The organism is Candidatus Latescibacter sp. IFSED24 (genome assembly GCF_058273205.1).
This window is the reverse complement of record NZ_CM177850.1, coordinates 4,052,165-4,078,022: the sequence shown is the minus strand read 5'-3', so window position 1 is coordinate 4,078,022 and position 25,858 is coordinate 4,052,165. Positions and strand designations below refer to the sequence as shown.

Genomic DNA, 25,858 nt, shown 5'->3' with positions numbered 1-25,858 from the left:
GTGCGATCGACGGATCGGTCGAACGGCATCCTCCCGCCTCTTGATATTCGCCGCATGCCAGACCTCCGGCACCGTTCACCCACACCATGGATCTGACCGGAGGTATGCTCATGCCACGCGAACTCGCTCCCATCGTCCTGGTCTGCCTGCTGGTGCTGGTCTTGACGGGCGCCGGCGACGGTGACCAGGCTCGATCCCCGGACATGGCCGGTGCCATGACCCGTTCCGGCTCGGGCCGGCCGCCGACCAGCAGCGCACAGCTCGATTCCACCGTCCTGGCCATCATGGCCGAGAACCACACGCCCGGCTGCGCCCTGTCCGTCTTCTGCACCGCGGGTTTCTATTACACCGGCACCTACGGCTACGCGCAACTCGAGGACAGCATCCCGGTCACCGATCACACGATCTTCGGCACCCTGTCCGTTTCCAAGGCGATCGCGGGCACCGTGCTGATGACCGCGTGGGATGATGTGGGCTTCGATCTAGACGGGGACGTCAATGCGTATCTCGACTTCTCGATCGTACACCCCGCCTATCCCGACACGGCGGTGACGCCCCGCATGATCATGACCCACACCTCCGGCATGCCGCAAGAGCCGTGGGGCAGCGCGCAAGAAGATCCTCTTTGCCCGACCCTCGCCGAGATCCTCGATCCCGACGGCTCGCTCTACGACCCCGTCGACTGGGAGGACTACTGTCCGGGGACCGGTTACCACTACGGAGCAACCGGCCCCTGCGTGGCTGCCTGTCTGGCCGAGCAGATCAGCGGCCAGCCGTTCCCCGAATATTCGCGGGCCCAGATCTTCGAGCCGCTGGGCATGGTGGGCAGCGCCTGGCTCGGAGACGAACTCGATCCCGAACTCGTGGCGCACGCCTACCAGTGGAACCCGGAGATCGAGGCCTACGTCCAGACCAGCGAGAACGGCCCCAACGATTTCCGGTATCCCGCGGTCGGCTTCCGTACTTCCATCCACGACCTCTCCCGCTTCGCCTTCGCCATGATGAACGGGGGCGAGCTGGGGGGCGTCCGCATCCTGGAAGCGACCACGGTCGATTCCATGTTCACGCCGCAGTATGACAGGGTCGCCGGCACCATGGGCCTCATGTGGTTCTACTACGATTTCCCCTCCGGACGGTACTGGAGCCACTTCGGCGGCGGTGCGACCTATACCGCGGCGATGGTGATCCATGAATCACGCGAGTATGGAGTGGTTCTTCTCAAGAACGGCGGCGGCGGAATGGAAGAGATCCTGATCGAGGCGATGTACTACATGATCGACAACCTCGCGGACTGCCTGCCCCTGGAGGCATCGCCGTCGTCCCGGACGGCGAGCCGCCTGGCGGTCCAGCCCAACCCCTTCAACCCGCGGACTGCCATCAGCTACGAGGTCGCCCTGGCCGGCCCCATCCGCCTGCAGGTGTTCGACCTGCGCGGCCGGCCGCTGCGCCTGCTGGTGGATGGGACGCAGGCCATCGGTCGTCATGAGGTCTACTGGGACGGCCGCGACGATGCCGGCCGGGCGCTGCCCTCGGGGACCTATGTCGTCAGGATGCAGTCGGCGACCGGCGCGCAGGCCAGCAAGCTGACGTTGATCCGGTGATGGTCGCCGCGCCTCACAGCTCGATCAACGTGATCCCGTAGGCATTGACCACCCGGACCCCCTCGGCGGTCACGTACTCGCGCCTCGTGTCCGACCGGTAGAGATGCACGTGACCGTGGACGTGAAGGCGCGGCCGCCACCACCGGTGCAATCGATTGAAGGCGGCCACACCCCGGTGCGGCGGGTCCGGCCCCTCGTGCGGCCCCCGCGGCGCGGCATGGGTGAGCAGCACGTCGAGGGCGCGGCCGTGGCGCCAGCGGTGCCAGGCCAACCGCGGTGCGAGCCACACGGCGAACGCTTCCATCTCACGCTCGCTGTACTGATGTGGACCGGGCCGATAGCGCAGGCTGCCCTCGATGCCCGCGATCAGCAACCCCTCATGTTCGATCACCCGGCCATGGACGTTGATGCAGCCGGCCACGGAGACGGGCGTGCCGTCATGCGGATCGCGCAGGTAGCCGAGGGCATGGTTGCCGAGGACGTAGACCGGGGGGACCGCGCTCTTGTTCGCGACGTAGTCGAGGACGTGGCCAGGCACGTCGCCGGCCGCGAGGACCAGGTCGAAGGGCGGCAAGTTGGCCGGGAAATCGGCGGCGTCGAGGGAGGGGGCGGCGGTGTCGGCGATGGCGAGGATTCTCAAGGGCGAGCCCTTCGCAGGGGACTGGATCGGTGGCAAGGTCGTTTTCTGGATCCCGCCCCGCCAGGATACCACCTCCCGGTCGTCATCGTCCTCCTTCCTCGTGGCCCATCGATGACGTCGGCTGAAAAGTAGGGCCGCCTCGCGATGAGGCGGCCCGCGGTGAGCGAGAATCCCGGTTGATTACCGGAACAGGTTCTTGACCGAGCTGAAGCTCTTCGCCTCCACCGACACCGTGGCCGGCGACAGCGACATCTCGTCGTAGTACACCGGGCTGGCGCCGTTGGCGTAGAGGTCGATGCACCCGATGTCGAGCGCACCGCCACCGGAGACACCCTGGGTCCAGCTCGTCTGGTAGAGCATGGTATCGCCGTAGAAGAAGGTCTGCATGTCGGTATCGAGGTCGATGACCAGCTTCAGTTCCACCCACTCGCCGGCGATCCAGGGCATGGACTCGCCGCCGGCGCTGTCGGTGATGACGATGCCATTGCTGAAGCGCACCTGAACCGACCAGTTCTGGCTGCCGTTGGGCTCGTAGGTGTTGAGGGCCAGGAAGTAGGTCTCACCGGTGAAGTCGGTGGGGATGTACATCCAGGCGGTGATGTGCCAGATACCGGCGGTGTAGCCGCTGAACTGTTGCACGAGATCCGCGGGGCCGGAGATGGCCAGCGACTGCATGCCCGTGTAGGCATACAGATCCGTGATCACGCCGTCGAACGCGGGATCGTCGTTCCAGCCCATCCAGCCGCCCATGCCGTGGATGCCGCCGCCGGCAGGGTAGCTCTCGAAGCCGTCGAACCAATCGGCCTGGGCCGCAACCGGTCCCAGTGCCACGAGTGTGATGAGGGCGATGATGATGCGTGAGCGATGCTGCATGGTGGTCCCCCTTGAAGGAAAGGGTGAGGAGGGCGGCGGCGCGTCGGAAACGGCCACCGCAGCGTGCGATCGACCGGCAGAATCGCCAGGCGGAGCACACCATGGGCTGACATCGAAATGGAATGTGTCGAATGATTGCGACTGCGGTGTGCAGCAATTCCGCGTCATGGTGGGGCGCGGAGATGTCGGGCTGGCAGCATTGTGCCACAAAAGATCATGGGGTGTCAAGATTTCGCGAGAATCTGGGCGAGAATGAGGGGGTCTGAGCGGGCGGATCGAGGCCGATCATTTATAAAGATAAATTTTCTCCTGTTTTTATCCCCGGCATCTGCTAAGCTGTGCCTTCGAATTTGTGTCTGGGCTTCCGAGTGCACCCAGAACAGCACCATCGATGTCGCCCACATTCATAGATATCAAAATTCTCCACCGAAATTAATCACGAAGCATGCCGGACACATTCTCCCTGGCACAAGGGATGTTTCCGAAGGAGACCAAGATGAAGAGAACGCCCCTTAATCCCCCATGTCTCTCGATCCTGCTCCTCCTGCTCCTGGCCACCCCCCTCCTCGCCGCCGAGAAGGCGCCGACCGCCGCGGAGCAGATGACCGCGCTGCAGTCCATGTGCGACAGTTCCCAGGATGCCCGCGCCGAGCGGCATGCCACCGAATCGCTCTACGACCGGCTGGGCGGATATGACCGCATCCTCGCACTGACCCACGAGATCGTCCGCCGCCACCAGGTGAACCCCGACATCAAGAACATGTTCGAGCATGTGGATGGCGATCAGCTGGCCCGGCACGTGGCCGATTTCATGGCGGCCGGCACCGGCGGCACCGCCCAGTACACCGGCCGCGACCTGCCGTCGTCGCACGCGCACCTGCGCCTGACCGATGCCGACTTCCTGTCGGCCGGGGGCGACATCATCGGTTCCATGAAGTCCATGAACTATGGTCAGGAGGAGATCGACGAGGTCGTCTGCATCCTGATGTCCCTGAAGGATCAGGTCGTGTTCGAATAGCCGGCGAAGATGGATGGGGACGCCCCCGCGCGCTGACCTTGCGCGAACTCGCCGAAATCGAGAGGGCCCGGGCCGGCGCCCGGGCCCTGAATCATTCTCCCGAGGATCCGCCTACTGGCCGACCTTCTCGCAGGGGATCGGCACCGGGTCCCCCACGCCGTCGAACCGGGTCGCCTGGAACGCGTCGCCCACGTAGTCCTGCTGGAAGGTGACGAGCTGCCACAGGGTGCAGCTCCCGTCGCCGTTCTTCACCGCGATGCCGGCCCGGATGTAGCGGTGCAGGATGGCGCCCGAGACCTGGTGGCGGCGGATCATCCAGTCGGGGTCGATGATCACCACCCGCAACACCTCCCCCTTGATCCGGTCCTTGTAGGTCTGCGACGCCATGAAGGCGGCCTTCATCTCGGCTTCGAGCTTCGCGTCGGACATGGCGGCCTTGGGCATGGCCGTGTCCCTGGTCTTCAGACCCGCCGCGGCATCGTTGATGGCCTGCGACTTGGCACCGAGCGCGGCGAAATCATCGCCCTGCAGGGTGAAGCGGCCCTCCGCCACGAAATTGTAGTTGCAGTTCACCTTCACGATGATGGTGTGCTCGCCGCCTTCCAGCTGGCCCAGGCGCTCGGCGAACTTCACCGGCCCGGCGAACTTGGGGCCGAACTTCTTGTACGTCAGATCAGGGGTGCCGTAGGCGGTCATCTGGCCCGGGGCGGGAACGATGTCCACCGCGAGGTACTCGTTCTGGAGCGCGGCTCCGGAGATGGTGAGGGAGGCCGTTTCGAGCTGCATCTCGCTGGGCTGCTGGTAGTCGTAGAGCGGCGCCTTCAGCTCGTAGAGGAAGATCTCCACGATGACCTTGGTCGCCGTGCTCTTGTTCACCAGGCCGAGGACGCTCTTGTCGAAGTAGGCCATGGCATAGATGTCGTCGTCGGCCTTGAATTCATCCGTCAGACCGGCTGGGCTGGCGGGGTCGATCATGGCTGTGGAGAAGACGATCTCGCCGCTCTTCTGGGCTGCGGCATCGAGGGAGATCAGACAGATGAGCAGGGCGAGGATCGATAAGGATCTTGCTTTCATGTCGGTTCCCCTTTCCAGCGATATGGTCGGCGGTTGTCCGTTCATGGCATCCGGATGGTGGAAGACGAATTGTTTCGGGTGCATTCCTTTCCGATTCTGGAGCCTGGATCAACGGAGCAGCACCAGGCTCCGGGTGTGCTGCTCTCCCGCGGCCTCGAGCACCGCCAGGTACGTCCCCGACGGCATGTTCCGTCCGCTGGCGTCGCAGCCGCGCCAGGTCGCCTCGTGGCGACCGGCCGGTCGCGATCCCGACACCAGCACCGCCACCAGTCGACCGTCGAGGCCATGGATCGCCAGTCTCACCGATCCGGCCGCCGGGATCGTGTAGGTCAGCTTGGTGGCGGGGTTGAAGGGATTGGGAATGCTGGGCGCCAGGACGACGAGGCCGTGCGGTGTGGCGGGAGGGCGCACGGCGGTGATGCCCGCGCAGCCCACCGGCCAGGCGCCGATCTGGCCGCAGCCGCCGCTGTGCTCGGGGGCGCACGGCGAGGAAGCGGCCACGGTGTAGTCGCCACCGGCGGCGTCGCAGAACTGGGGGTCGGCCGAGATGTTGCCGTCCAGGCCGAGCTGGTCGGCGAAGGGTGCGACCCAGTCGCCGGCATCGTTGCCCCAGATGTCGGTGCAGGTGAAGACGCCGCTGCTGCCGCCGTTGACATAGACGCCGGAACCGCCGACCCCGCCGGTGACGAGGCAGCGATCGAGCGAGACATGGCCGTCGCAATCCGCGGAGATGTTGCTGCCGTTGGGAGCCGAGTTGCCGACGAACGTGCACTGGACCAGTGCGGCGGCGGACATTCAGCAGCGGAAGGCGCCGCCGTAGATGCCGGCGGTGTTGTCGACGAAGGTGCAGCGGGTGAAGGTGGGCGCCCAGCCCCAGGTCATGGCGGCCGAAGCGCCGCCGCCGTGGTGCGAGGAATGGTTGCCCTCGAACCAGCAGTCCTCGACGGTGGCCGCGTCCTTGACGCAGAGGCCGCCGCCCTCGGTGCCCTGGTTGGCCAGGAAGCGGCAGCGGCGGATGGTCGGCGTGCAGTAGGTCTCGCTGTAGATGCCGCCGGACCAGGCGTGGTAGCCGTTGCGGATGGTGATCCCCTCGACCACGGAGTCGGGGCCTTCCTCGCTGGTGAAGTGGATGCCGCGGTGGTTGTGGGCGTCGGACCCCTCGCAGTCGATGATGCAAGCGGTCGGGTCCCCGCTCGCCGAGCGCAGGGTGATGGCCTTGCCGTCGAAGTCGAGGTCCCGGTTGCCGTCGCCGGTATAGATGCCGTCGGCCAGCTCGACGACGTCGCCGGACAGGGCGGCATCGATGGCGGCCTGGATGGTCAGGGGTCCGTCGGGGGAGACCGGGATGGTGTCGGCGGCGGCGGTGGCGAGCATGGCGGCGAGGAGCACGATGGGCGTGAGTCGGAACATGGCTGATCCCCCTCTCGGATCGTTCCGGATCGTGTTCGGCCTCGATGCTGGCTTGATAATGATCTTACGAGGTCGGAATTCTAGCATATTCTACCAGAACGGAGGGAGAGTATCTGGACACCGTTTCTCGTCGCATCCGGCCGGCGGGGTCAGCAGCGTCAGTGCACTACCGTGAGACGGCCATGCGCCGCGCCCAGCCTCCTTCCTCGGGCCATCAGATCCGCCCGAACGAGGTAGATCCCCGCGGGCACCGGCGCACCCGCCGCACGCCGATCCCAGACCACCTCCAGGGGGCCCGCGTCACGGTCGCCGGCGACGAGCGTGGCCAGCAGGCGTCCGTCGACCGAGTAGACCCCCACCACGAGATGTCCCGGCTCGGGCAGATCGAACCGGAGCGTGGTCGACCCGGCAGTGGGATTGGGCGTCGCGGCGACGAGCCGGAAGGCCGACGGCGGCGAGTCCTCGCCGGCCACCACGGTCGGCACCTGGGGGCGCTCGGCCACGGCGAGGTAGGTGTGACGTCGCGCCGGCTGGGTCGCGTCGTGTCCCGCGTTGTAGGCGAGGATGTAACGGTGGAACTGCTCGTCGATGAGCAGGGTGGGCGTGCGCTGGAATCCCGCGGCAGGGACTCCATCGGCGTCCTCGCCGGCGACGATGATCGGATTGCGCGGGTGGCCGTACCAGGTGTCGCCCCAGTCGGGCGACCAGTAATAGGCGATCCGGCCACCCCGGGCGAAGTTCTGATTCGAGACGGTCAGCACCATGTGCACGCCCCCGGCGATGGTGTCGCCGGTGCAATGGGCCTGCCAGGCGCCGCGGAAGCCGAAACCGTCGGGGGGCGGCAGAGTCCAGCGGTGGGCGGGGTTGTCGGGGTCGGCGGGGTCGAAGGTGGGTACGGGGTTCTTCACCCAGCCGGTCTTGCCGTCTTCGCTGTCGGCGTACGAGATGCGCCAGTTCCAGTACGAGCCCGGCGAGCCGTTGAGACCGCGGTAGAAGAGGCGCACCATGCCCTGGGTGCCCAGATGGGGGACCCAGACCGCGGTGGGTTCGGAGAGTCCGCCCTTGATGACGCCATCGTTGACCCAGCCGCGTTCCCACGGATATTCCGCCACCAGCATGTTCTCGTAGTCCTGGGCGAAGGGTTGACCGATGAGCGGTACGGCCGAGCTGGTCGCGACCTGGATCGCGCTCTCGTATCCCGGCAGGCCCTCCCACTCGGGGTGCAGGTAGGCCGTGCCGGGACGCACGGTGTTGTAGAGGAGGTGCTCGCCGGTGAGCGGGTGATGGAGGTAGGCCGGGGTGTCGGTGTGCTGCCAGGCCGGACCGGGGACGGGACCGCCGGGTCGCACTAGGGGCGTGTGCTTGATCTTGGTTACCGGGTCGTAGCCCAGCGCCCAGTCCTCCAGGATTTCCCCCTGGTGGGCGTGGTAGGTGAGGTAGGTCTCGTGGTAGCTGTGGTAGAGCAGCTTGATGCGCTGGTCCTGCAGGAAGATGAATTCCTCGCCGACGATGCCGCCCCAGTCTCCGTAGAGGTAGGTCTGCTGCGAGGGATCGTCGGGGTGGGGCGCGGTGATGAAGCCGATGGGGTCGAAGTTGGGCCACTCGCCCAGGGGACCCGCCGCTCCGCCATCATCGGCGAACCCCGGACCGGCCAGGCTGAACGTGGCGACCAGGCAGAGCAGGGTCGGCAGCAGCGGGGCTGGTCGAACGGGTGGTCTGGTCAAGAGGACTCTTCCTGCGCGGATGTTCACGGAACCGGGCTCGGCAGTATCATACCATATCTTATCGGCCCGCTGGCCGACGGACCCGCCATGCAAGAGCAATATTATCCAATTATGGCTATCATGGCGTATCCAGCGCCCCCTGAACTCGCCCTCAGCCCGGAGACGCCATGAATCCAGGCGACCGTCTGGCCCACTACGAGATCCTCGCGGCCATCGGCAAGGGTGGCATGGGCGAGGTCTACCAGGCCCGCGACACGGTTCTCGACCGTGACGTGGCGCTGAAGATCCTCCCCGGCGATTTCGCCGCCGACAGCGACCGCCTGGCCCGCTTCCGTCGCGAGGCCAAGCTGCTCGCGGCCCTCAACCATCCCAACGTCGCCGCCATCCACGGACTGGAAGAGGAAGCCGGCAGGATCTGCCTGGCCATGGAGCTGGCCCCAGGCGAGACCCTGGCCGCCGCCATCGAGCGCGGCGCCATGCCCATCGACGAGGTGCTGGCCGCGGCGATACAGATCGCCGCCGGGCTGGAAGCGGCCCACGAGAAGAACATCGTCCACCGGGACCTCAAGCCCGCCAACGTGAAGCTGGCTCCCGACGGTCGTATCAAGATCCTCGACTTCGGCCTGGCCCGGGCCTACCTGGGCGACGAGGAACCGAGCGGCGACCCCAGCAACTCGCCCACCATGACCGCGGCCATGACCCAGGCCGGCGTCATCCTCGGCACGGCGGCCTACATGAGCCCCGAGCAGGCGCGCGGCCAGGCCGTGGATTCGCGCACCGACATCTGGGCCTTCGGGGTGATCCTCTGGGAAATGCTGGCCGGCCGCCGCCTCTTCGCCGGCGAGACCGTGAGCGACACCCTGGCCATGGTCCTGCGCGGCGATCCGGACTGGTCGGCGCTGCCCGCCGACCTGCCCCCCAGCCTCCGCCGTCTGCTGAAGCGCTGCCTGCAACGCGACCGGCGCCAGCGCCTGCACCACATCGCCGACGCGCGCATCGTCCTCGAGGAGATCCAGCGCGACGGGACCTCGTTCCACGAGCCCCTGGCGAGCGACGAGGCCACCGCGCCCCTGACGCCCCGGCGCGGCGCGCGGGCAGGCTGGTTCGTGGCCGCCGCCCTGGCGTTGGCCGTGGCGGTGCTCGGCTGGCGCAGCCGCGATCCCGGAATCCAGCCGCCCGCACCCATATGCTTCGACCTCATCCTGCCGGCCACGACCTGGATCGCGGACGAGCGGCAGAGCCTGGCCCTGTCGCCCACGGGCGAGGCGCTGGTCGTGTCCCTGAACTCGCCGCAGGGGCAGCAGCTCTACTGGCGCAGCCTGGACGATCCCGCCATGGTGCCCATCCCCGGCACCGAATCCGCCGCGACTCCGTTCTTCTCCCCCGACGGCCGCTGGATCGCCTTCACCCAGGACGGACGCCTGCGCAAGCTGCCCACGGCCGGCGGCTCGCCCGTGGACCTCTGCGAGACCGAATGGGGCGGCGGCGCCTGGACCTCCGACGGCCGCATCATCATCACCCGCAGCTACGCCGGCGGCCTCGACGTGGTCGCCGCCTCGGGCGGTCAACCGGGGCAGCTGACCGTGCCCGACCTGACGCAGGGCGAACTGGGACACTGGTGGCCGCAGCTGCTCCCCGGAGAGCAGTGGCTCGTCTACACCAGCTGGTCGACCCCCATCGACAAGGCGCGCATCATGGCGTATTCGCTGGCGACCGGCGAGCACCGGATGCTCGTCGAGGGCGGGACCCACGGCCGCTATTCACCCACCGGACACCTGCTCTACGCCCGCGGGGGCAAGCTGCTGGCAGCGCCCTTCGACCTCGACAAGATGACGGTGATCGGCGCCGCCGAGCCGGTCCTCGAGGACGTCTACCTCAACCCCAACGACGGCTACACCAACCTGGATTTCGGCGCCAACGGAACCCTGGTCTTCGCACCCGCCTCGGTGCTGGAATCGCCCCGGGAACTGGTCTGGGTGGATCGCGAGGGCGCGCTGACGCCCCTGGAAGCCCCCGCTCGCCGCTACCAGACCGCGCGGCTCTCGCCGGATGGCCGGCGTCTCGCCGTCACCATCGGCGAGGGTCAGAACAACGACATCTGGCTGCACGACCTGGAACGAGGCACCTGGTCGCGGTTCACCTTTTCCCCGTCCAGCGACTTCAACCCGGTCTGGACGCCCGATGGCCGGTCCGTGATCTACAACGGCGAAGAGCCCCAGTTCACCATCTACCAGCGACCGGCCGACGGCGCGACCGAACCTCGGCTCCTGCTGAAAGAACCCATCGACACCATGCCCTCGAGCGTCTCGCCCGGCGGTCACCTGCTCGTCTGCACCTTTTCCGATCCCCAGACCGACAGCGACATCTGGCTGGTTCCGCTGGACGGCACCGACGCGCCCCGCCCTTTCCTGCGCACGCGCTTCGCCGAGAACATGGGCATGGTCTCGCCGGACGGCCGCTGGCTGGCCTACGTCAGCAACGAGAGCGGTCGTAGCGAGGTGTACGCCATGGCGTTCCCCGACGGGGGTTCACGGTTGCAGATCTCCATCGCGGGAGGCCGCGAACCCGTCTGGTCGCCACGCGGCGACGAGATCTTCTTCCGCACCCGGTCCGGCATCATGACCGCCGCCATCGACCGCGACCGCACCACGGCGTCCGAACTGGTGGTGGGACGCCCCGAGATGCTGTTCAGCGGCCCCTTCGAATCCGATTGGCTCGGCCACACGATCAGCCCGACCGCGGACGCCCAGCGCTTCCTGACGGTCCACGCCCCGCCCGAGACCGCGCCCCGCACCCTGCGCGTGGTTGTGAACTGGTTCACGGATTTGCAGCAACGGATCGCCACGCCCTAGCGACAAACGCCCCCGTCGACAAGAGCATCCCGAGAGTCCTCGGACCGCCCTGGCGGCGGGCCAGTGAAAAAAAAGCGGCAAGAATCTTGACAGCGCATATCTTAATATTGTTTGCTCTTGGCGAACGAACCTGACACCTTATAGCTCCCGGCCTCGGCTGGGCGCCTTGAATTCCCCCGGCTGTCGGGGGATGCGGTCCGACCTGCGGTCGGGCCTGTCTAAAGCCTGGAGGCTCGCCGGACCGATCCGGCCATCCCGAGGGCTTTGTGTTAAGCCGGACATCCGGCACCTGGAGTGTAGAACTGTGAAGAAACTGTACGTGGGCAACCTGCCCTTCACCGCCACCGAAGACGAGATCTCCCAGCTGTTCGGCCAGCACGGCACCGTGCACTCGGTCGCTCTGATCAACGACCGTGAGACCGGCCGCCCCCGCGGCTTCGGTTTCGTGGAAGTCGAGGACGGAGATCTCCAGAACATGATCCAGGCTCTGGACGGTAAGGAGCTGGGCGGTCGCGCTCTGCGCGTGAACGAGGCCCAGGACAAGCCTCGTGGCGGCGGCGGCGGTGGCCGTGGCGGCTACGGCGGCGGCGGCGGCGGTGGCAACCGCGGCGGCTGGTAGTTCGTCCTGCCCGCTAGTTGGATTGGGGCCCTGCTTCCGCAACGAAGCAGGGCCTTCTGCTGAACTTCGTTCCCCTCGCTGGCGGCCCTGCCCGGTGCCGTTCGCCATGGCATCCCAGGATGCAGGCGCTAAGTTGACGGGGATCCATTGCTTTCTTTTCTCCGCGAGAGGTTTTCCATGATCGAAGCAGGCAAGACCGTCAAGGTCCATTACAAGGGCACCCTGGAAGACGGCACCGTGTTCGACAGTTCGGAGGGTCGCGACCCCATCGAGTTCGAGATCGGTGGCGGGTCCGTCATCCCGGGCTTCGAGGCCGCCGTGGCGGAGATGGCCGTCGACGAGACCAAGAGCGTGACCATTCCCTGCGCGGAAGCCTACGGCGACGTGAACGACGACATGGTGGGCCAGGTCCCGCTTTCCAACCTTCCCGACGAGATCCAGCCCGAGGTGGGCATGGTCCTCTCGATGCAGTCGCCCGAGGGCGAACTGCCCGTGCGGATCATCGGTCTGGACGACGAGTTCATGACCCTCGACGCCAACCATCCGCTGGCGGGCAAGGACCTGATGTTCGAGCTGACGCTGGTTGCGGTCAGCGAGTAGCCGGACGGAACTCCGGGCCGCCGAGCCTGGTCGGAATCAGCCCGGTGGCCGCGAGTCGGCCGCCGGGCTGTTCCTTCAGGGGGTGCCCGCCGCCGGGACCTCGGCCTGCTCCACGTCCGCGAAGTCCTTCCCCTGACGAGCAGGCGTGAACCCCGCCAGCAACGAGTAGACCACCGGCACCAGCAGCAGCGTCAGGAACGTGGAGAAGAGGATGCCGCCCACGATGGCGATACCCAGGGGCTGGCGCGATTCGGCCCCGGCGCCCAGACCCACGGCGATGGGCAGGATGCCGAAGACGGTCGACAGCGAGGTCATGAGGATGGGGCGCAGGCGGATCCGCGACGCCTCGTGCACCGCCTCGCGGACCGACTGGCCGCGAGCCCGGAGCTGGTTGCTGAACTCCACGATGAGGATGGCGTTCTTGGTGACCAGGCCGATGAGCATCACGAGGCCGATCTGCGAGTAGATGTTCATGCTCTGCCCCAGCAGGAAGAGCGAGAACAGCGCGCCCACCACCGCCAGCGGTACCGAGAGCAGGATCACCAGCGGGTGGATGAAGCTCTCGAACTGCGCCGCCAGCACCAGGAAGATGAACACCAGCGCCAGCCCGAACATGAACGTGAGCGACCCGCTCGATTCACGATACTCGCGCGACTGTCCCGCCAGTTCGCTCTGGATCCCCGCCGGCAGTGCGTCGCGGGCGATGGCGTCGAGGGCGTCGAGGGCGCTGCCCAGGTCCACCCCTGGCGCCAGGTTGGCCGAGACGGTGGCCGACCGCACCCGGTTGTAGTGATTCAGTTCCTTGGGCGCCACCGATTCGGTGACCTGGACCAGGTTGGCCAGCTGGACCAGCTCGCCGCTGCCCGACCGCAGATGGATCTCGCGGATGACGTCGGGAGTGGCCCGGTTCGAAGGTCGTAGCTGGGCGATGACGTCGTACTTCTTCGTGCCCCGCTTGAACTCGCCCATGACGCGGCCGCCGAGGAAGGTCTCCAGCGTGGAGCCGATGTCGGTGACCGAGACGCCGAGCGCCGCCGCCCGGTCGCGGTCGATGGTGACCTCGAGCTGCGGCTTGTTGAGGCGCAGGTCGCTGTCCAGGTTGACCAGGTAGCCCAGCTCGCCGGCCCGCGCCATGAACACCTGCACGGCGGCGTCGAGCTGCTCGTAGTCCTCGGCCTTGAGCACGTACTCGATGGGCGTGCTGCTGAAGCGGCCGCCCAGGCTCGGCGGATTGACCACGAAGCCCAGCACCCCGGGGATCGCCATCAGGCGCGGGAACAGCGAGGCCACGATCTCCTGCTGCGACCGGTCGCGCTCGTCGCGCGGCTTCAGGTTGAGGAACATGAAGCCGTTGGTCACCCGGCCCGGACCGCCGAAACCGAGGCCGATGGCGCTGAACAGGCCCCGGCGTTCGGGCAGTCCCAGGAGGATCTCCTCGATCTGGCTCTGGTAGCGGTCGGTGTACTCGAGCGTGGCGCCCTCGGGCGCGATGATGATGCCGAAGCCGACGCCGCGGTCCTCGGTGGGCACCAGCTCGCGGGGCAGCTGGCCGTAGATCCAGCCCGTGCTGCCCACGAGCAGCGCGGCGATCAGCAGCACCAGCCAGCGATGGTTGAGCGCGAAGTCGAGCGAGGCGCCGTAGGCGCGATCGAGCAGCGCGAAGAAGGCGGCGAACGAGCGGTCGGCCCGGCTCTGGGCGTGGCCGGCGGCCCGGCGCAGGATCAGCGAGCAGAGGGTAGGGGTCAGGGTCAGCGCCACGAACGACGAGATCAGCACCGCCACCGAGAGGGTGATGCCGAATTCGCGGAACAGGCGGCCAACCGACCCGGTCAGGAACGCCACCGGGATGAACACCGCCACCAGCGCCATGGTGGTGGCGATCACCGCGAAGGCGATCTCGTTCACGCCGTCGCGGGCGGCGAGCAGCCGGTGCTTGCCCATTTCCAGGTGCCGGAAGCAGTTCTCGAGCACCACGATGGCGTCGTCCACCACCAGACCGATGGCCAGCACCAGCGCCAGCAGGGTGATGATGTTCACCGTGAAGCCCAAGGCGAAGGCGATGGTGAAGGCGCCCACGATGGCGATGGGAATGGCGATGATGGGAATCACCGTGGCGCGGAAGCTCTTCAGGAACACCAGCACCACCAGCACCACCAGGCCGGTGGCCAGCAGCAGCGTCTTGGCCACCTCGTCGAGCGAATCCTCGATGAACGCGGCCGAGTCGTAGGCCACGTCGATGGTCGTGGCCGCCGGCACCGCGGCCTGCAGGTCCGGCAGGGCCGCGCGTACCGCCTGGGCCACCGCCACCGTGCTGGCCTGCTTCTGCTTGACGATGCCCAGACCGATGGCGGGGCGGCCGTTGAAGCGGGTGACCGTGCGCTCGTCCTCGGGGCCCACCTCGACGGTGGCCACGTCGCCGAGGCGCACCAGGTCGTTGCCGCGCTGGGCGACGATGATCGCCGCGAACTCGTCCGGGGTCTCCAGCTCGCCGCGGGTGCGGACGGCGAACTCGCGCTCGCTGCCCTCGATGCGACCCGCGGGGATCTCGGCGTTCTCGGCGCGCAGGGCGAGCTCGACGTCAACCGTGGTCAGCCCGTGCGCCGCCAGGCGCTGGGCATCGAGCCAGACGCGCATGCTGTAGCGTCGCTCGCCGCCGATGAATACCGAGCCCACGCCCGGCAGTCGTTGCAACCGTTCCTTGAGGATGCGGTCGGCCACGTCGGAGAGCTCGAGCGTGGAGTAGGTCTCGCTGCTGAAGGCCAGCCACATGATGGGCTGGGCGTTGACGTCGACCTTGGCGACGATGGGGTCGTCGGCCTCGCGCGGCAGCTGCCCGCTCACGCGCGAGACGCGGTCACGCACATCGTTGGCCGCCACATCGACGTCGCGGTTGAGCTCGAACTCGATGGTGATCACCGAGCCCTGTTCGCGACTCGAGCTGGTGATGGCCTTGACGCCCTCGATGGTGGAGAACTGCTCCTCGAGCACATCGGTGATCTCGGTCTCCACCACGTTCGGGCTGGCGCCGCGGTAGAGCGTGGACACCGACACCACCGGCGGTTCCACATCGGGATACTCGCGCACCGGCAGGCGCAGAAAGCTGATCACGCCGAGCAGCAGGAGCGCCAGGCTCATCACCGTGGCGAAGACCGGCCGGCGGATGCTCAGCTCGCTGATCCTCATCGGCCCGCCTCCGACCCTGCCGCCGGCGCCTGTCCCAGCGGCACGACCCGGGCGCCCGGGTAGATCTTCTGGTGGCCCGCGCGCACCACCGACTGGTCCGCGGTGAGTCCCGCGACCACCTCCACCGTCTCGACCTGGCGCAGCCCCAGGGTCACCGGACGCGGTGCCACGGTGCTGTCGGCCTGCACCACGTACACCATGGTCTGGCCGTTCTGCACGAATACAGCCTCGCTGGGCACGGTCAGGGCACGTTCGCGCGTGGCGAGCACCACCGACACCTCGGCCGACATGCCCGGCCGCAACTGACCGTCGGGGTTGTCGATCCGGGCCACGATGCGGGCGCTGCGCGTGGCGGCGTCGAGCACCGGCGCCACCACGTCGATGGTGCCCTCGACCGTGAGGTCGGCGAAGGCGCTGGTGGTCACCTGGACCTTGGCGCCCACAGCCATCCGCGCCAGCAGCCGCTCGGGCGCGGTGAAGTTCACCCGCAGCTCGTCGATGCGGGCCAGCTCCGTGATGGGTGTTCCGGCGCGCAGGAACGCTCCGGGACTCACCAGCCGCACGCCGGTGATGCCGGCGAACGGCGCCTTGATCTGGGTCTTGGCCAGCCGGGCCTGCGCCAGATCCAGTTCCGCTTCCGCCACCTTCAGCGCCGCGGCGGCATCGTCGAGGTCCTGGGGCGCGCCCGCCCGCTGCTCGACCACATCGCGAGTCCGCTGGTAGGTGGCCTGCTGCTGGTCCCGGACCGCCGCGGCACGGGCGACCTGCGCCGCCAGCTCCGCATCGACGAGCTGGGCGATCAGCCCTCCGGCGGCGATGGCCCGACCCTCGGCGAACGGCAGTCGCGCCACGGCGCCGTCGATCTCCGCCACCACCATGATCGATTCGCTGGCCTCGAGCGACCCCACCGCCGAGAACCGGTCGACCACCTGGCCGGTCGTGACCGGCGCCACTTCCACCGGCATGGGCGGCATGCTGAAACCGCCGCCGCCCTGCTGGCCATCGCCGCAGCCGGACAGGACCAGCGCCAGCATGGCTGCCGCGACCTGCACCGGCTTGTGCAGGCCGACGGAACGGGAAATTCGTCGCGACATCACGGTGTCGACTCCTTCACAGGTGACGGATCGGTCAACGGACCGGGGAAGGCGCCCGCCGTCAGGCGCCGCAGGGTGGCGGCCGCCCGGGCGGTCCGCACGAGGGCCAACGAATAGCGCCGCTGGGCGTCGGCGAGATCAGCACCCAGCCGGACGACCTCGAACGCGGTGGTCCGACCGCTGCGGAATTGCAACGAACCGATGCGGACCTGCTCGAGCGAAGCCTCGATCCCGTCCTCGGCGAATTCCAGCCGACGCTGGCTGCGGTCCAGTTCGCGGAACTGGGCGCGCACCTCCTCGCCGAGAGCCCGGCGCAGCGCTTCGAGCTGCTGTTCGGCACGGACCACCTCGGCGCTCAGGCGGTCGCGCTCGCCGGCGGTCGTCCCGCCGCCGATGGGCACGCTGAACCGCATGCCCACGCTCCAGGTGGGGAAGTCGCGCTTGAAGACCTGCTCCAGCCCCTGGCCGAGGCCAGTGTCCAGATCGTTGCGGATGGTGTCGGGGTCGCCGCCGCCGAAATCGAGGATGAGATCGCGGCCGGTGCCCGCCAGTCCGCGGCCGCCGAGGCGGCCCACGAGATCGAGCTGGGGTCGCGCGTTGTACCGCGCGCCGGTGGCCCGGGCCCTGACCGCGGCCAGTTGCTGCTCGGCCGCGGCCATCTGCAAGTTGCGTTCGTATACCAGCGCCAGGAGCGCGTCGAGATCGAGGTGCGGGAAGGTGTCCGCCGGAACGTCCAGCGGCCGGAAGCGCGGGTCGGCGCCTCGCGGCCGGCGGCCCATGAAGGTGGCCAGCCGGTCGGACAGGCTGTCGAGGACCTCCTCGCCGTCGAGGACCGCCTGCTCCTGCTGTGCCAGGAAGACCCGTGCGTTGGCCTCCTCGGCCGGCCCGACCAGACCCGAGCGGGCCCGCTGCCGCACCTCGTCGAGGAAGCTGGCCGCCTGGTCGCGGATCAGCTGCTGCACCGCGAGATCACGCTCGGCGGCGTAGATCGCCCAGTAGACCGTCTCGACCTCGGCCTGGATCGCGAGCCGGGTGTCGTCGTAGTTGGCCGCCGCCCCCTCGCGTTCGCTGGCGGCGGCGTCGCGCTCGCTGCGCGTGCCGGGGCCGAAGCCCTGCAGGAGCGGCTGCACCAGTTCGAGCTGCCCGTAGGTGTCGTACTGGGGCGAGAGCGTGGCGAAGGAGGAGTTGCTGGTCACGCGCTGCGAGTTGAGCGATGCCGACAGCTCGGTGCCCAGGGGCAGCAGCATCCGGGCTCCCGCGCCGAGACGCGTGCTCTCGGTCTCGAGGACATCCGCACCGGAGAAGAACGAGGCGGTGGGCTGGCTGTCCCCGAGCCGCTCGGCCTCGCCGTATAGCTCGGGATTGAAGATGCCGCCCTCGCGCCGCTCGGCGCCCACGGCCGCCTCGAGCTCGGCCCGGGCCACGGCCACCGCGGTATCGCGGGCAAGCGCCTCGGCCACCGCGGCCTCGAGGGTGATCATCTCGCCCGGCAGGGCGTCGACCACGCTGACGAGCGCACTGTCGGGATCGGTGCCGCTGAAGGCGGGCACCGGAGGATCCGCCGCCAGCGCCAGGCCGGCCGCCAGAAGCAGGGCGAACGTGCTGACTGCCAGCAGCAGCCTCGGAATCGGACGGGTCGGCAACATGGTCGGCGGACTCCAGTCTCGGGTCGGGATCGGGGCATGCCCCGCGATGCTTCCGCATACGGTGACAAGGCGTCAAAGTAGTCTCGTTCACCTCATGACGCATATCCCCGACCAGGAACACGAAGCCGGGCACTCGCCGCTCCCATATTATTACTTATTTTGTCTTGATTAATTCCTCGCTCCTCCGTTCCGCCAGCACTGGAGACCGTGACCAGCATGACCGCGACCGCTCCCAACGCTTCCCGCCAATCACGCCTCCTGGCCAGCTTCCTCGGCAGTATCGAGCGCGTGGGCAACGCCTTGCCCCACCCCGCCACCCTCTTCGCGGGTCTCGGCCTGCTGGTGGTCCTGCTCTCGGCGCTCTTCGCCTCGCTGGACATCGAGGCGGTGCACCCCGGCACCGGCGAAGTGATCGTGCCGGTGAGCCTGCTCAGCCTCCACGGCCTGCACCGCATCCTCACCGAGATGGTGACCAACTTCACCTCCTTCGCCCCGCTGGGCACGGTGCTGGTCTCCATGCTGGGCATCGGCATCGCCGAGCGGAGCGGCCTGATCGGCGCGGCGCTGCGCCTGCTGGTCCTGTCGGCACCGCGCAGTCTGCTCACCTTCCTGATCGTCTTCGCCGGCATCCTCTCCAACACCGCCAGCGAGGTGGGCTACGTGCTGCTAGTCCCGCTGGGCGCCATCATCTTCCAGACCGTCGGCCGCCATCCCCTGGCCGGCATGGCCGCCGCCTTCGCCGGGGTCTCGGGGGGCTACAGTGCCAACCTGCTGCTGGGCACGGTGGATCCGCTGCTCGCGGGGCTGTCCGAGGAGGCGGCCCGGATCATCGACCCCGGCTACCTGGTCAACCCCGCCTGCAACTGGTACTTCATGATCGTCTCCACCTTCTTCATCACCGCGGCGGGCACCTGGGTGACCGAGAAGATCGTGGTCCCGCGGCTGGGCGCCTACGGCGGCAACGACGGGGACGAGCAACTGTCGCGACTGACCGGTGAAGAGAAGCGTGGACTGCGGTTCGCCGGCGTGGCGGGCCTCATGTTCGTGGCCTTCCTGCTCGCCGGCACCGTGCCCGCGGGCGGTTATCTGCGCGATCCCGCCACCGGCGACCTCCTCCGCTCGCCCTTCACCTCGGGCATCGTGGCCTTCATCTTCGGCGGCGCGGCGATCCTGGGCATCGCCTACGGCTTGGGCGCGCGGACCTTCAAGAACGACAGCGACGTGATCGAGGGCATGGGCAAGAGCATGGAGACCCTCGGGGTCTACATCGTGCTCTGCTTCTTCGCGGCGCAGTTCGTGGCCTACTTCAAGTGGACCAACCTGGGACTCATCCTGGCGGTCAAGGGCGCCGGCGCGCTGCAATCGGCCGGCCTGGGCGACGTGCCCCTGATGATCTCCTTCGTCATGCTCTCGGCCATGATCAACCTGGTCATGGGCAGTGCCTCGGCCAAGTGGGCCATCATGGCGCCGGTGTTCATCCCCATGTTCATGCTGCTGGGCTACTCGCCCGAGCTGGTGCAGGCCACCTACCGCGTGGGCGACAGCGTGACCAACGTGATCTCGCCGCTCATGTCCTACTTCCCGCTCATCGTCGCGTTCATGAAGCGATACGAGGACCGCGCCGGCATCGGGACCGTGGTGGCGACCATGCTGCCCTACTCGGTGGCGTTCTTCCTGGTCTGGAGCCTGCTGCTGATCGCCTGGTTCCTGCTGGGTCTGCCCGTGGGTCCGGGCGCCCCGCTCAAGCTCGGGTAAGTGACCCTGGAGGTCCGGAGTTGAACGAGATCACCGCGCCGCGCCAGCGGGCCGAAGGCGCGCTCTGGGGATTGTTCCTCGGCGACGCCCTGGCCATGCCCGTGCACTGGTACTACGACCGCCAGGCGCTGCGCCGCGATTACGGCGAGGTGCGCGACCTGGTCGCGCCGCGCAATCCGCACCCGGACAGCATCCTCCATCGCTCGCACTACGCGCCGCGGAACCCCGAGGCCGACATCCTGCACGATCAGGCGCAGTACTGGGGTCGGCCGGGAGTCCATTACCACCAGCACCTGGCCGCAGGCGAGAACACGCTCAACCTCAAACTCGTCGAGGTGCTGCTCTCCACCCTGGCCGAACACGGCCGGTACGATCCCGACCTCTACCTGGAACGCATGATCGCGTTCCTGCGCGACCCCGCCAGCCACCGCGACACCTACGCCGAGGAATGGCTGCGCGGCTTCTTCGACCGCCGGGCCAGAGGGATCGCCCTGCGGGACTGCGGGATCACCGAGAAGCACATCGGCGGCCTGGCCGGCCCGGTGGCCCTGCTGATCTACCATCATGACGATCCCGACCTGGCCCGTGCCGCCGCCCACGAACACCGCGAGCTGACCCACCGGGGGACGACCATGGCCGGGGCTCTCGACGCGGTGGCCGACGTGCTGCTGCCCGTGCTGGCCGGCGCGCCGCTCCCGGACACCATCGACCAGGCCGGCCGCCATGACCCCAATCCGCTCCTGGCGAACGACTACGATCGCTGGGCCCGCCGCGACGACCTCGAGGTCATCGGCCGTCTCGTGTCGTCCGCCTGCTACGTCGAGGACGCGGTGCCGGCGGTGCTGCACATGGCCCGCAAGTACGCCAGCCGGCCGGAGGACGGACTCGTTGCCAACACCATGGTGGGGGGAGACAATTGCCACCGCGGTGCGGTGCTCGGCGCCTTGCTGGGAGCCGCCTGCGGCGCGGCGGGCTGGCCCGAACGCTGGCGTCGGGGGCTCCGCTACCGGCCGACGCTGCCGGACCGCGGGAATCAGGCGAGCACCTGACCGGAATTCATCCCAAAAACGTGACAATGTGCTATGATCGGGCCAATTCAGGATGGGCTCTCCATCCCGCTCGAAGCACCCTCACACCAGGAGAGTGTATCATGCGTCTCTTGATCACGGCCCTGCTCTGCCTGCTCACTGTCGGCATCGCCCTGGCAGACAAGCCAGTGTACGACACCCAGCAGCCGCTGCGCGTCCCCTGCAACCTCGTCAACGTCATCCACGACTGGGATTTCGCCAATGGCCCGCAGGACTTCACAACCGGCGCCTGCGACGACCAGGGCGCGCCCATCTGGGAGCACGGCGCGACCACGTACGTCCCCGACGCTCCCGGCAACGTCTGGGGCACCGTCCTCGAGGGTGACTACCCCACCGACGCGGGCGAGGCCCTGTTGACCCCGCCGTTCACCGTGGACGCCGAATCCTATCTCATGGAGATCTTCCACTACTACGACGCCGAGAACCTCTGGGACGGCGGCAACGTGAAGGTCAATGGCGACATCATCACGCCCCTCGTCGGGTATCCGGGCGTGATCAACGTCCCGGGCGACTGGTACGCCTGGTGCGTCGACTTCCAGTCCGGGTTCACCGGCCTGAACGTGGGCTGGCTCGCCTCGTGCTTCGACCTGAGCGCGTACATCGGCCAGACCATCCAGGTGTCGTTCGAGTTCGGGAGCGACGATGCGTTCGTGGAGGCAGGCTGGTACCTCGCCTCGGTGAAGATCGGCAACGACAACCCCGTGGCCACCGAGCGCCGGACCTGGGACACGGTCAAGAGCCTCTATCGCTGACCCTCGGCAGCGCTGGCCGCCTGCCGATCGCGGGAGGCGGCCAGCCGACTCACGGGTTCACTGGACCTCCGGCAGCGTGACCGCCATCAGCGCGCCGCCGAACCCCAGCAGCGAGAGGCCCAGGATCAACTCCTCCGGCGCCAGGAACGACATCAGGCTCGTGAGCCCTCCCACCGCCAGCAGCACCAGACCGATGAGCGTGTTGCTCACCGACACGTAGTCGGTGCGCTTGACGCCGCCGGCCAGGTCCACCAGGTAGGTCTTCCGGCCGGCGCGCACCCCGGCATGGGCCACGCCGAGGGCGAAGAAGAACGCGGGGAAGAGCCACGAGGTGGCGGCCAGGCCCGGTTGCCAGCGCATGAGCACGAACACGCCGATCCCCAGGCTCGCGGTCAGGAGCGCGGCGGCGATCATCACGCGGCGGCTCGAGCGGTCGGCCATGGTGCCCCACACCGGTGCCGACAAGCTGGAGGCCAGGCCCCCGGCCACCAGGAACGTCCCCAGCAGCGAGGCGCCACCGCCACCGTGCTGGCGCGCCAGCACCACGTAGAACGGCGCGGTGAGCGCGGAGCAGAGCAAGAGCGACCGGGTGACGACGAAGCGTCGGAACGCCGGGTCGGTCTGCAGGAGGCCGAGCCGGCTCCAGGCCTCGCGCCAGCCGTTGGCACCTCCCGCGGTCTCGCCGGGGTCCTCGCGCAACGCCAGGAACACCGCGGCCGCGAGCAGCCAGAGCAGGCCCGCGCCGGCCAGCAGCAAGGCGTAGAACAGCGGGCTGTCCTCGCCCCGCTCGCGCACGGCGAACCACACCCCGACCGCGAGGGTGAGCACCCCCGAGATGCTGGCGGCGAACCCACCCAGGCGACCGCGCCGCCCCTTGGGGATGGTCTTGCCCAGGATGTCCTTGCTGGCGATGGAATTCAGCGACCTGGCGAGGGAGAAGACGACCACGCAGCCGAGGATGACCGCCCCCGCCGCCGGGCCCGTGAGCCAGGCGGCCGCCGCGGCGCAGCCCAGCACGGCCACGGCCTGCAGCACGCTGCCCAGCAGCCAGATCGGCTTGCGCAGCGGCTGGCGCCGGACCACGCCGCCGAGAATCAGCTGTGGCAGCATGGATCCCGACTCGCGGATGGGAACCAGCATGGCCACCATGGCGGTGGGCGCCCCCACCGCGGCCATCACCCAGGCCAGCACGGTCTTGGGACTCGCCAGCGCGTCGCCGAGCTTGGTCAGCGTGTTGCTCACGAGCAGGACGAAGAAGTTTCGCGGCACCCAGTGACAGGCGCTGTCGTCGAGGTCGCGACAGCTCCGCACGTCCTCGTCCTCGGCGACCAGATCGTAGAGGGTTTCGAGTCGGTCGTCGATCTCGCGCACGGGAATCAGCGGCACGGGGCACCTGTCCTGCTGAAGTGTGGTCCAAAAGGACCGCGGTCCGGCTCCCGCGACCTCACCGCACGAGGGTCAGGCGCCCCGAGATCACCGTGCCGTCGTAGGACAGCCGTGACAGGTAGACACCCGAGGCCAGCGCGCCTCCCCGGCGGTCGCGTCCGTCCCATACTACCTCGTGGTGACCAGCCGGCAAGGATCCGTCCTGCAGTCGCGCCACCAGCCGTCCCCTGGCGTCGAAGATCTCCAGGCGCACCCGTCCGGCGCTCGGGATCTCGAAACACAGGCGTGTCTGCGGGTTGAAGGGGTTCGGATACGCCGGCAACAGGCGGAGCCGGAGAATCTCGGCGTCGGGCACGGCCACCGAATCGCCGTTGCTTGCGCCCGGGGTCGGCGTCGCGAAGGCGACCCATTGCGCAGCCCCATCGGTCTGGCGTCCCTCGCTCGTGTCGTCGACCTGGACCCCGAATACGTGGCTGTCGATCTCCTCGTTCCCCGCCGCCAGGCGGCCGAACAGGCCGATCTCCTCGCCATCGCCGCTGAGCTTGAAGGTCGCGTGCAGCGGTCCGTCCTCCGGGTCGTTGTCGCACCAGACCAGGAGGAAATCACCGGCGGCCAGGGTGGTGTCGGGGAACGACCACTGGGTCGTTTCCGCGAGGTCGTCGGTCAGGAACAACCCGCCCATGGCCACCGCCTCGGGACCGGGGTTGTAGATCTCGAGCCAGTCCTCGTGCTCGCCCGCCTCGTCGGTGATCCCACTGGTGTTGAGGGCCAGGAACTCGTTGATGAACAGGTCGATGGTCTCCGGTTCAGTGGGGTTCTCGTTGGCCGCCCCGGGCGTGGCGGCGCTCAGTAGTTGCCAGTCGCCCGTCGCGTCCGGCCAGCGGCCCCAGCTCACATCCGAGCCCAGCCCGGGGAAGGTGACCTGGTCGATGATGACGGCCCCGTCGGTCAGGTAGACGTCCTCGCCGTCGGCGTCGAGCTTGAAGGGCAGGTGGAGGTCGCCCTCGGTCGGTTCCTCGTCGGCCCAGACCAGCACGTGCTCTCCGGGGGCGAGGGTCAGGTCGGGAAAGACGAAGTCGGGAGGACCCTCGAGGTGATCGGTCAAGCCGAGGCCGCCGAGCGCGACGGCGACCGGGCCCGCGTTGGTCACCTCGATCCAGTCGTCGTAATCGCCGTGCTCATCGGCGACGGTGCCGTCGTTGCTGGCCATCAATTCGTTGAGGACCAGCCCGTCCGGCGCCGTCCAGGTGCCGAGCAGGCTCTCGAGATAGCTGCTCCGGTCGCGGATGAACGGCTCGAGTCCCGGGATGAGCCGGCCCGGCGGCGGGCCGCCGGCGGCATAGATGTTCGCCGTCATGGCCGCCTCGAACTGGGCCACCGTGAACATCATGTTGGGATCGGCCTCGACCCAGGGCCGGATGAGATCGCGCAGCTCCTCCATGCGGGCGAGCAGCGTGTTCGGCTCGGCCGCGCCGGCGAGCAGCCGCTGCAGGTGGCCGCGGTATAGCGCGTCGTAGTCGCCGATTTGCCAGAGGCGCGTGGCGAGTGGCCGCTGCTCACCCGGCTGGGGGTTGACCCAGTAGGGATCGAGCTGCTTCAGCTGGGCCAGCGAGAGGTTCCACATGTTGAACACGCCCCACGCCTCGTTCTGGTCCCACTTGGCGAACACGAAACGTCCGTCCAGGTCACGGTGGTAGAAGTAGTAGTTCACACAACGGCCGATGTAGCTGTCCAGGTTCACGGTAAGGTTCTCGACGGCCAGCATGGCCACCGCCGAGTTGACGTCCACGAGGTTGTGCAGGCTGTCGGGCAGGGTGGCCAGCGGCGTGTTGTTCAGCTTGTCGGTCAATGTCACCAGGCCCGACCAGTCGTTGACCTCCTCGTTGGTCTTGAGCTCGTAATCGGCGTAGTAGGCGCTCTGGTCGGGTCCCAGGTATTCCAGCGTGCCGTGGGGCTCGCCCTTCCAGAGGTTGCCCTCCTCGCCGTCGCCGAAGCGGCTCTCGATGAACTCCTGGTCGAACTGCTCCACCAGGAGGTAGAGCCCCCAGTAGTCGCCGTTGATGTGGAGCGCCACGTAGTTGGTGCGTTCGGTGGGCAGGCCCGAGGCTGCGCAGAGCTCGTAGGCCGCCTTCTCGCGGACGAAGCTGGGATCCAGGTAGCAGTTGTTGAGGTTGAGCTTGTCCAGCCCGGCGATCTCCTGCCCCGCGGTGAACGCGTCGATGTCCAGCTTGAAGGACTTCTTCAGGCCCTGGTAGCCCATGTAGCTGCTGTTGCCCTTGAAGCGCACGCCGATGGTCTCGAGATGGGTCGCGTCCCAGTCGAAGCCGGCCTCGAGATAGGGCGGATCGTCGTACTCCTCGAAGTTCTCGGTGAGCTGCTCCCACCAGTCCGGCTGGGCGAAGGTGAGGTGGATCTCGTGCACCGCATCGCCGTCGAAAAGCGGATGGGACGCCGGGACGAGAGCCGCCCAGGCCAGGCCGGGCAGCAGGGCCGCAAGGACCAGAGCGTGCGCGATGGTTGCCGGTTTCATGATGTTCCTCCTG

The 25,858-nt window shown here is 68.1% G+C and carries 19 protein-coding genes; 8 read left to right on the top strand and 11 right to left on the bottom strand.

The window, feature by feature from the left end:
- Window positions 1–110: 110 nt before the first annotated feature.
- Window positions 111–1,601, top strand: coding sequence for a serine hydrolase (locus tag IFSED24_RS16410; RefSeq protein ID WP_491332563.1), 1,491 nt, complete (start codon window positions 111–113; stop codon window positions 1,599–1,601).
- Window positions 1,602–1,614: 13 nt separating this feature from the next.
- Here IFSED24_RS16410 and IFSED24_RS16405 read toward each other — a convergent pair whose 3' ends face one another.
- Window positions 1,615–2,241, bottom strand: a complete 627-nt coding sequence (locus IFSED24_RS16405) for a metallophosphoesterase family protein (RefSeq protein WP_491332562.1) — start codon at window positions 2,239–2,241, stop codon at window positions 1,615–1,617.
- Between the two features lie 180 nt (window positions 2,242–2,421).
- Entirely contained in the window at window positions 2,422–3,114 is a 693-nt protein-coding gene (locus IFSED24_RS16400) for a hypothetical protein (protein ID WP_491332561.1), read from the bottom strand.
- A 496-nt stretch (window positions 3,115–3,610) separates the two neighbouring features.
- On the opposite strand from IFSED24_RS16400, the gene IFSED24_RS16395 reads away from it, so the two are divergent.
- Window positions 3,611–4,132: a group I truncated hemoglobin gene (locus IFSED24_RS16395; protein ID WP_491332560.1), complete on the top strand. Its 522-nt coding sequence runs from the start codon at window positions 3,611–3,613 to the stop codon at window positions 4,130–4,132.
- A 111-nt stretch (window positions 4,133–4,243) separates the two neighbouring features.
- On the opposite strand, the gene IFSED24_RS16390 is transcribed toward IFSED24_RS16395, so the two are convergent.
- The 4 genes from IFSED24_RS16390 to IFSED24_RS16375 form a co-directional block, all read right to left on the bottom strand.
- Window positions 4,244–5,206, bottom strand: a complete 963-nt coding sequence (locus IFSED24_RS16390; RefSeq protein WP_491332559.1) for a hypothetical protein — start codon at window positions 5,204–5,206, stop codon at window positions 4,244–4,246.
- A gap of 108 nt (window positions 5,207–5,314) precedes the next feature.
- Window positions 5,315–6,001 (bottom strand): FlgD immunoglobulin-like domain containing protein, encoded by a 687-nt coding sequence (locus IFSED24_RS16385; RefSeq protein ID WP_491332558.1) that lies wholly within the window; start codon window positions 5,999–6,001, stop codon window positions 5,315–5,317.
- Window positions 6,002–6,616: a right-handed parallel beta-helix repeat-containing protein gene (locus IFSED24_RS16380; protein WP_491332557.1), complete on the bottom strand. Its 615-nt coding sequence runs from the start codon at window positions 6,614–6,616 to the stop codon at window positions 6,002–6,004.
- A gap of 158 nt (window positions 6,617–6,774) precedes the next feature.
- Window positions 6,775–8,340: a FlgD immunoglobulin-like domain containing protein gene (locus IFSED24_RS16375; RefSeq protein ID WP_491332556.1), complete on the bottom strand. Its 1,566-nt coding sequence runs from the start codon at window positions 8,338–8,340 to the stop codon at window positions 6,775–6,777.
- A 167-nt stretch (window positions 8,341–8,507) separates the two neighbouring features.
- Here IFSED24_RS16375 and IFSED24_RS16370 point away from each other — a divergent pair, with 167 nt between their 5' ends.
- From IFSED24_RS16370 to IFSED24_RS16360, 3 genes are all read left to right on the top strand, one after another.
- The gene (locus IFSED24_RS16370; protein WP_491332555.1) at window positions 8,508–11,192 is read left to right on the top strand and encodes a protein kinase domain-containing protein; all 2,685 of its coding nucleotides are present in this window, start codon (window positions 8,508–8,510) and stop codon (window positions 11,190–11,192) included.
- Window positions 11,193–11,496: 304 nt separating this feature from the next.
- Window positions 11,497–11,811 (top strand): RNA recognition motif domain-containing protein, encoded by a 315-nt coding sequence (locus IFSED24_RS16365; protein ID WP_491332554.1) that lies wholly within the window; start codon window positions 11,497–11,499, stop codon window positions 11,809–11,811.
- Window positions 11,812–11,988: 177 nt separating this feature from the next.
- Complete coding sequence (locus IFSED24_RS16360; RefSeq protein WP_491332553.1) at window positions 11,989–12,411, top strand: FKBP-type peptidyl-prolyl cis-trans isomerase; 423 nt, start codon at window positions 11,989–11,991, stop codon at window positions 12,409–12,411.
- Between the two features lie 75 nt (window positions 12,412–12,486).
- Here IFSED24_RS16360 and IFSED24_RS16355 read toward each other — a convergent pair whose 3' ends face one another.
- From IFSED24_RS16355 to IFSED24_RS16345, 3 genes are read right to left on the bottom strand one after another with little or no spacing between them, the layout of a single operon-like run.
- Window positions 12,487–15,594: an efflux RND transporter permease subunit gene (locus IFSED24_RS16355; protein ID WP_491332552.1), complete on the bottom strand. Its 3,108-nt coding sequence runs from the start codon at window positions 15,592–15,594 to the stop codon at window positions 12,487–12,489.
- A complete protein-coding gene (locus tag IFSED24_RS16350; protein WP_491332551.1) occupies window positions 15,591–16,688 on the bottom strand; it encodes an efflux RND transporter periplasmic adaptor subunit in 1,098 nt (365 codons plus the stop codon). Before IFSED24_RS16350 ends, IFSED24_RS16355 begins: the two co-directional genes overlap by 4 nt.
- Window positions 16,688–18,334 carry a TolC family protein gene (locus IFSED24_RS16345; protein WP_491332550.1) on the bottom strand — a complete coding sequence of 549 codons (1,647 nt, stop codon included), beginning with the start codon at window positions 18,332–18,334 and terminating at the stop codon, window positions 16,688–16,690. Before IFSED24_RS16345 ends, IFSED24_RS16350 begins: the two co-directional genes overlap by 1 nt.
- A 216-nt stretch (window positions 18,335–18,550) precedes the next feature.
- Here IFSED24_RS16345 and IFSED24_RS16340 point away from each other — a divergent pair, with 216 nt between their 5' ends.
- The 3 genes from IFSED24_RS16340 to IFSED24_RS16330 all read left to right on the top strand — a co-directional run bounded on the left by IFSED24_RS16340 (window position 18,551) and on the right by IFSED24_RS16330 (window position 21,929).
- On the top strand, window positions 18,551–20,089 hold the full coding sequence (locus IFSED24_RS16340) for an AbgT family transporter (RefSeq protein ID WP_491332549.1): 1,539 nt from the start codon (window positions 18,551–18,553) through the stop codon (window positions 20,087–20,089).
- A 20-nt stretch (window positions 20,090–20,109) separates the two neighbouring features.
- Window positions 20,110–21,138 (top strand): ADP-ribosylglycohydrolase family protein, encoded by a 1,029-nt coding sequence (locus IFSED24_RS16335; protein WP_491332548.1) that lies wholly within the window; start codon window positions 20,110–20,112, stop codon window positions 21,136–21,138.
- A 101-nt stretch (window positions 21,139–21,239) separates the two neighbouring features.
- The gene (locus tag IFSED24_RS16330; protein ID WP_491332547.1) at window positions 21,240–21,929 is read left to right on the top strand and encodes a hypothetical protein; all 690 of its coding nucleotides are present in this window, start codon (window positions 21,240–21,242) and stop codon (window positions 21,927–21,929) included.
- Between the two features lie 57 nt (window positions 21,930–21,986).
- Here IFSED24_RS16330 and IFSED24_RS16325 read toward each other — a convergent pair whose 3' ends face one another.
- Together IFSED24_RS16325 and IFSED24_RS16320 are read right to left on the bottom strand one after the other, a co-directional pair.
- A complete protein-coding gene (locus tag IFSED24_RS16325; RefSeq protein WP_491332546.1) occupies window positions 21,987–23,315 on the bottom strand; it encodes an MFS transporter in 1,329 nt (442 codons plus the stop codon).
- 58 nt (window positions 23,316–23,373) lie between these two features.
- Entirely contained in the window at window positions 23,374–25,845 is a 2,472-nt protein-coding gene (locus tag IFSED24_RS16320; protein ID WP_491332545.1) for a CotH kinase family protein, read from the bottom strand.
- Window positions 25,846–25,858 lie beyond the last annotated feature (13 nt).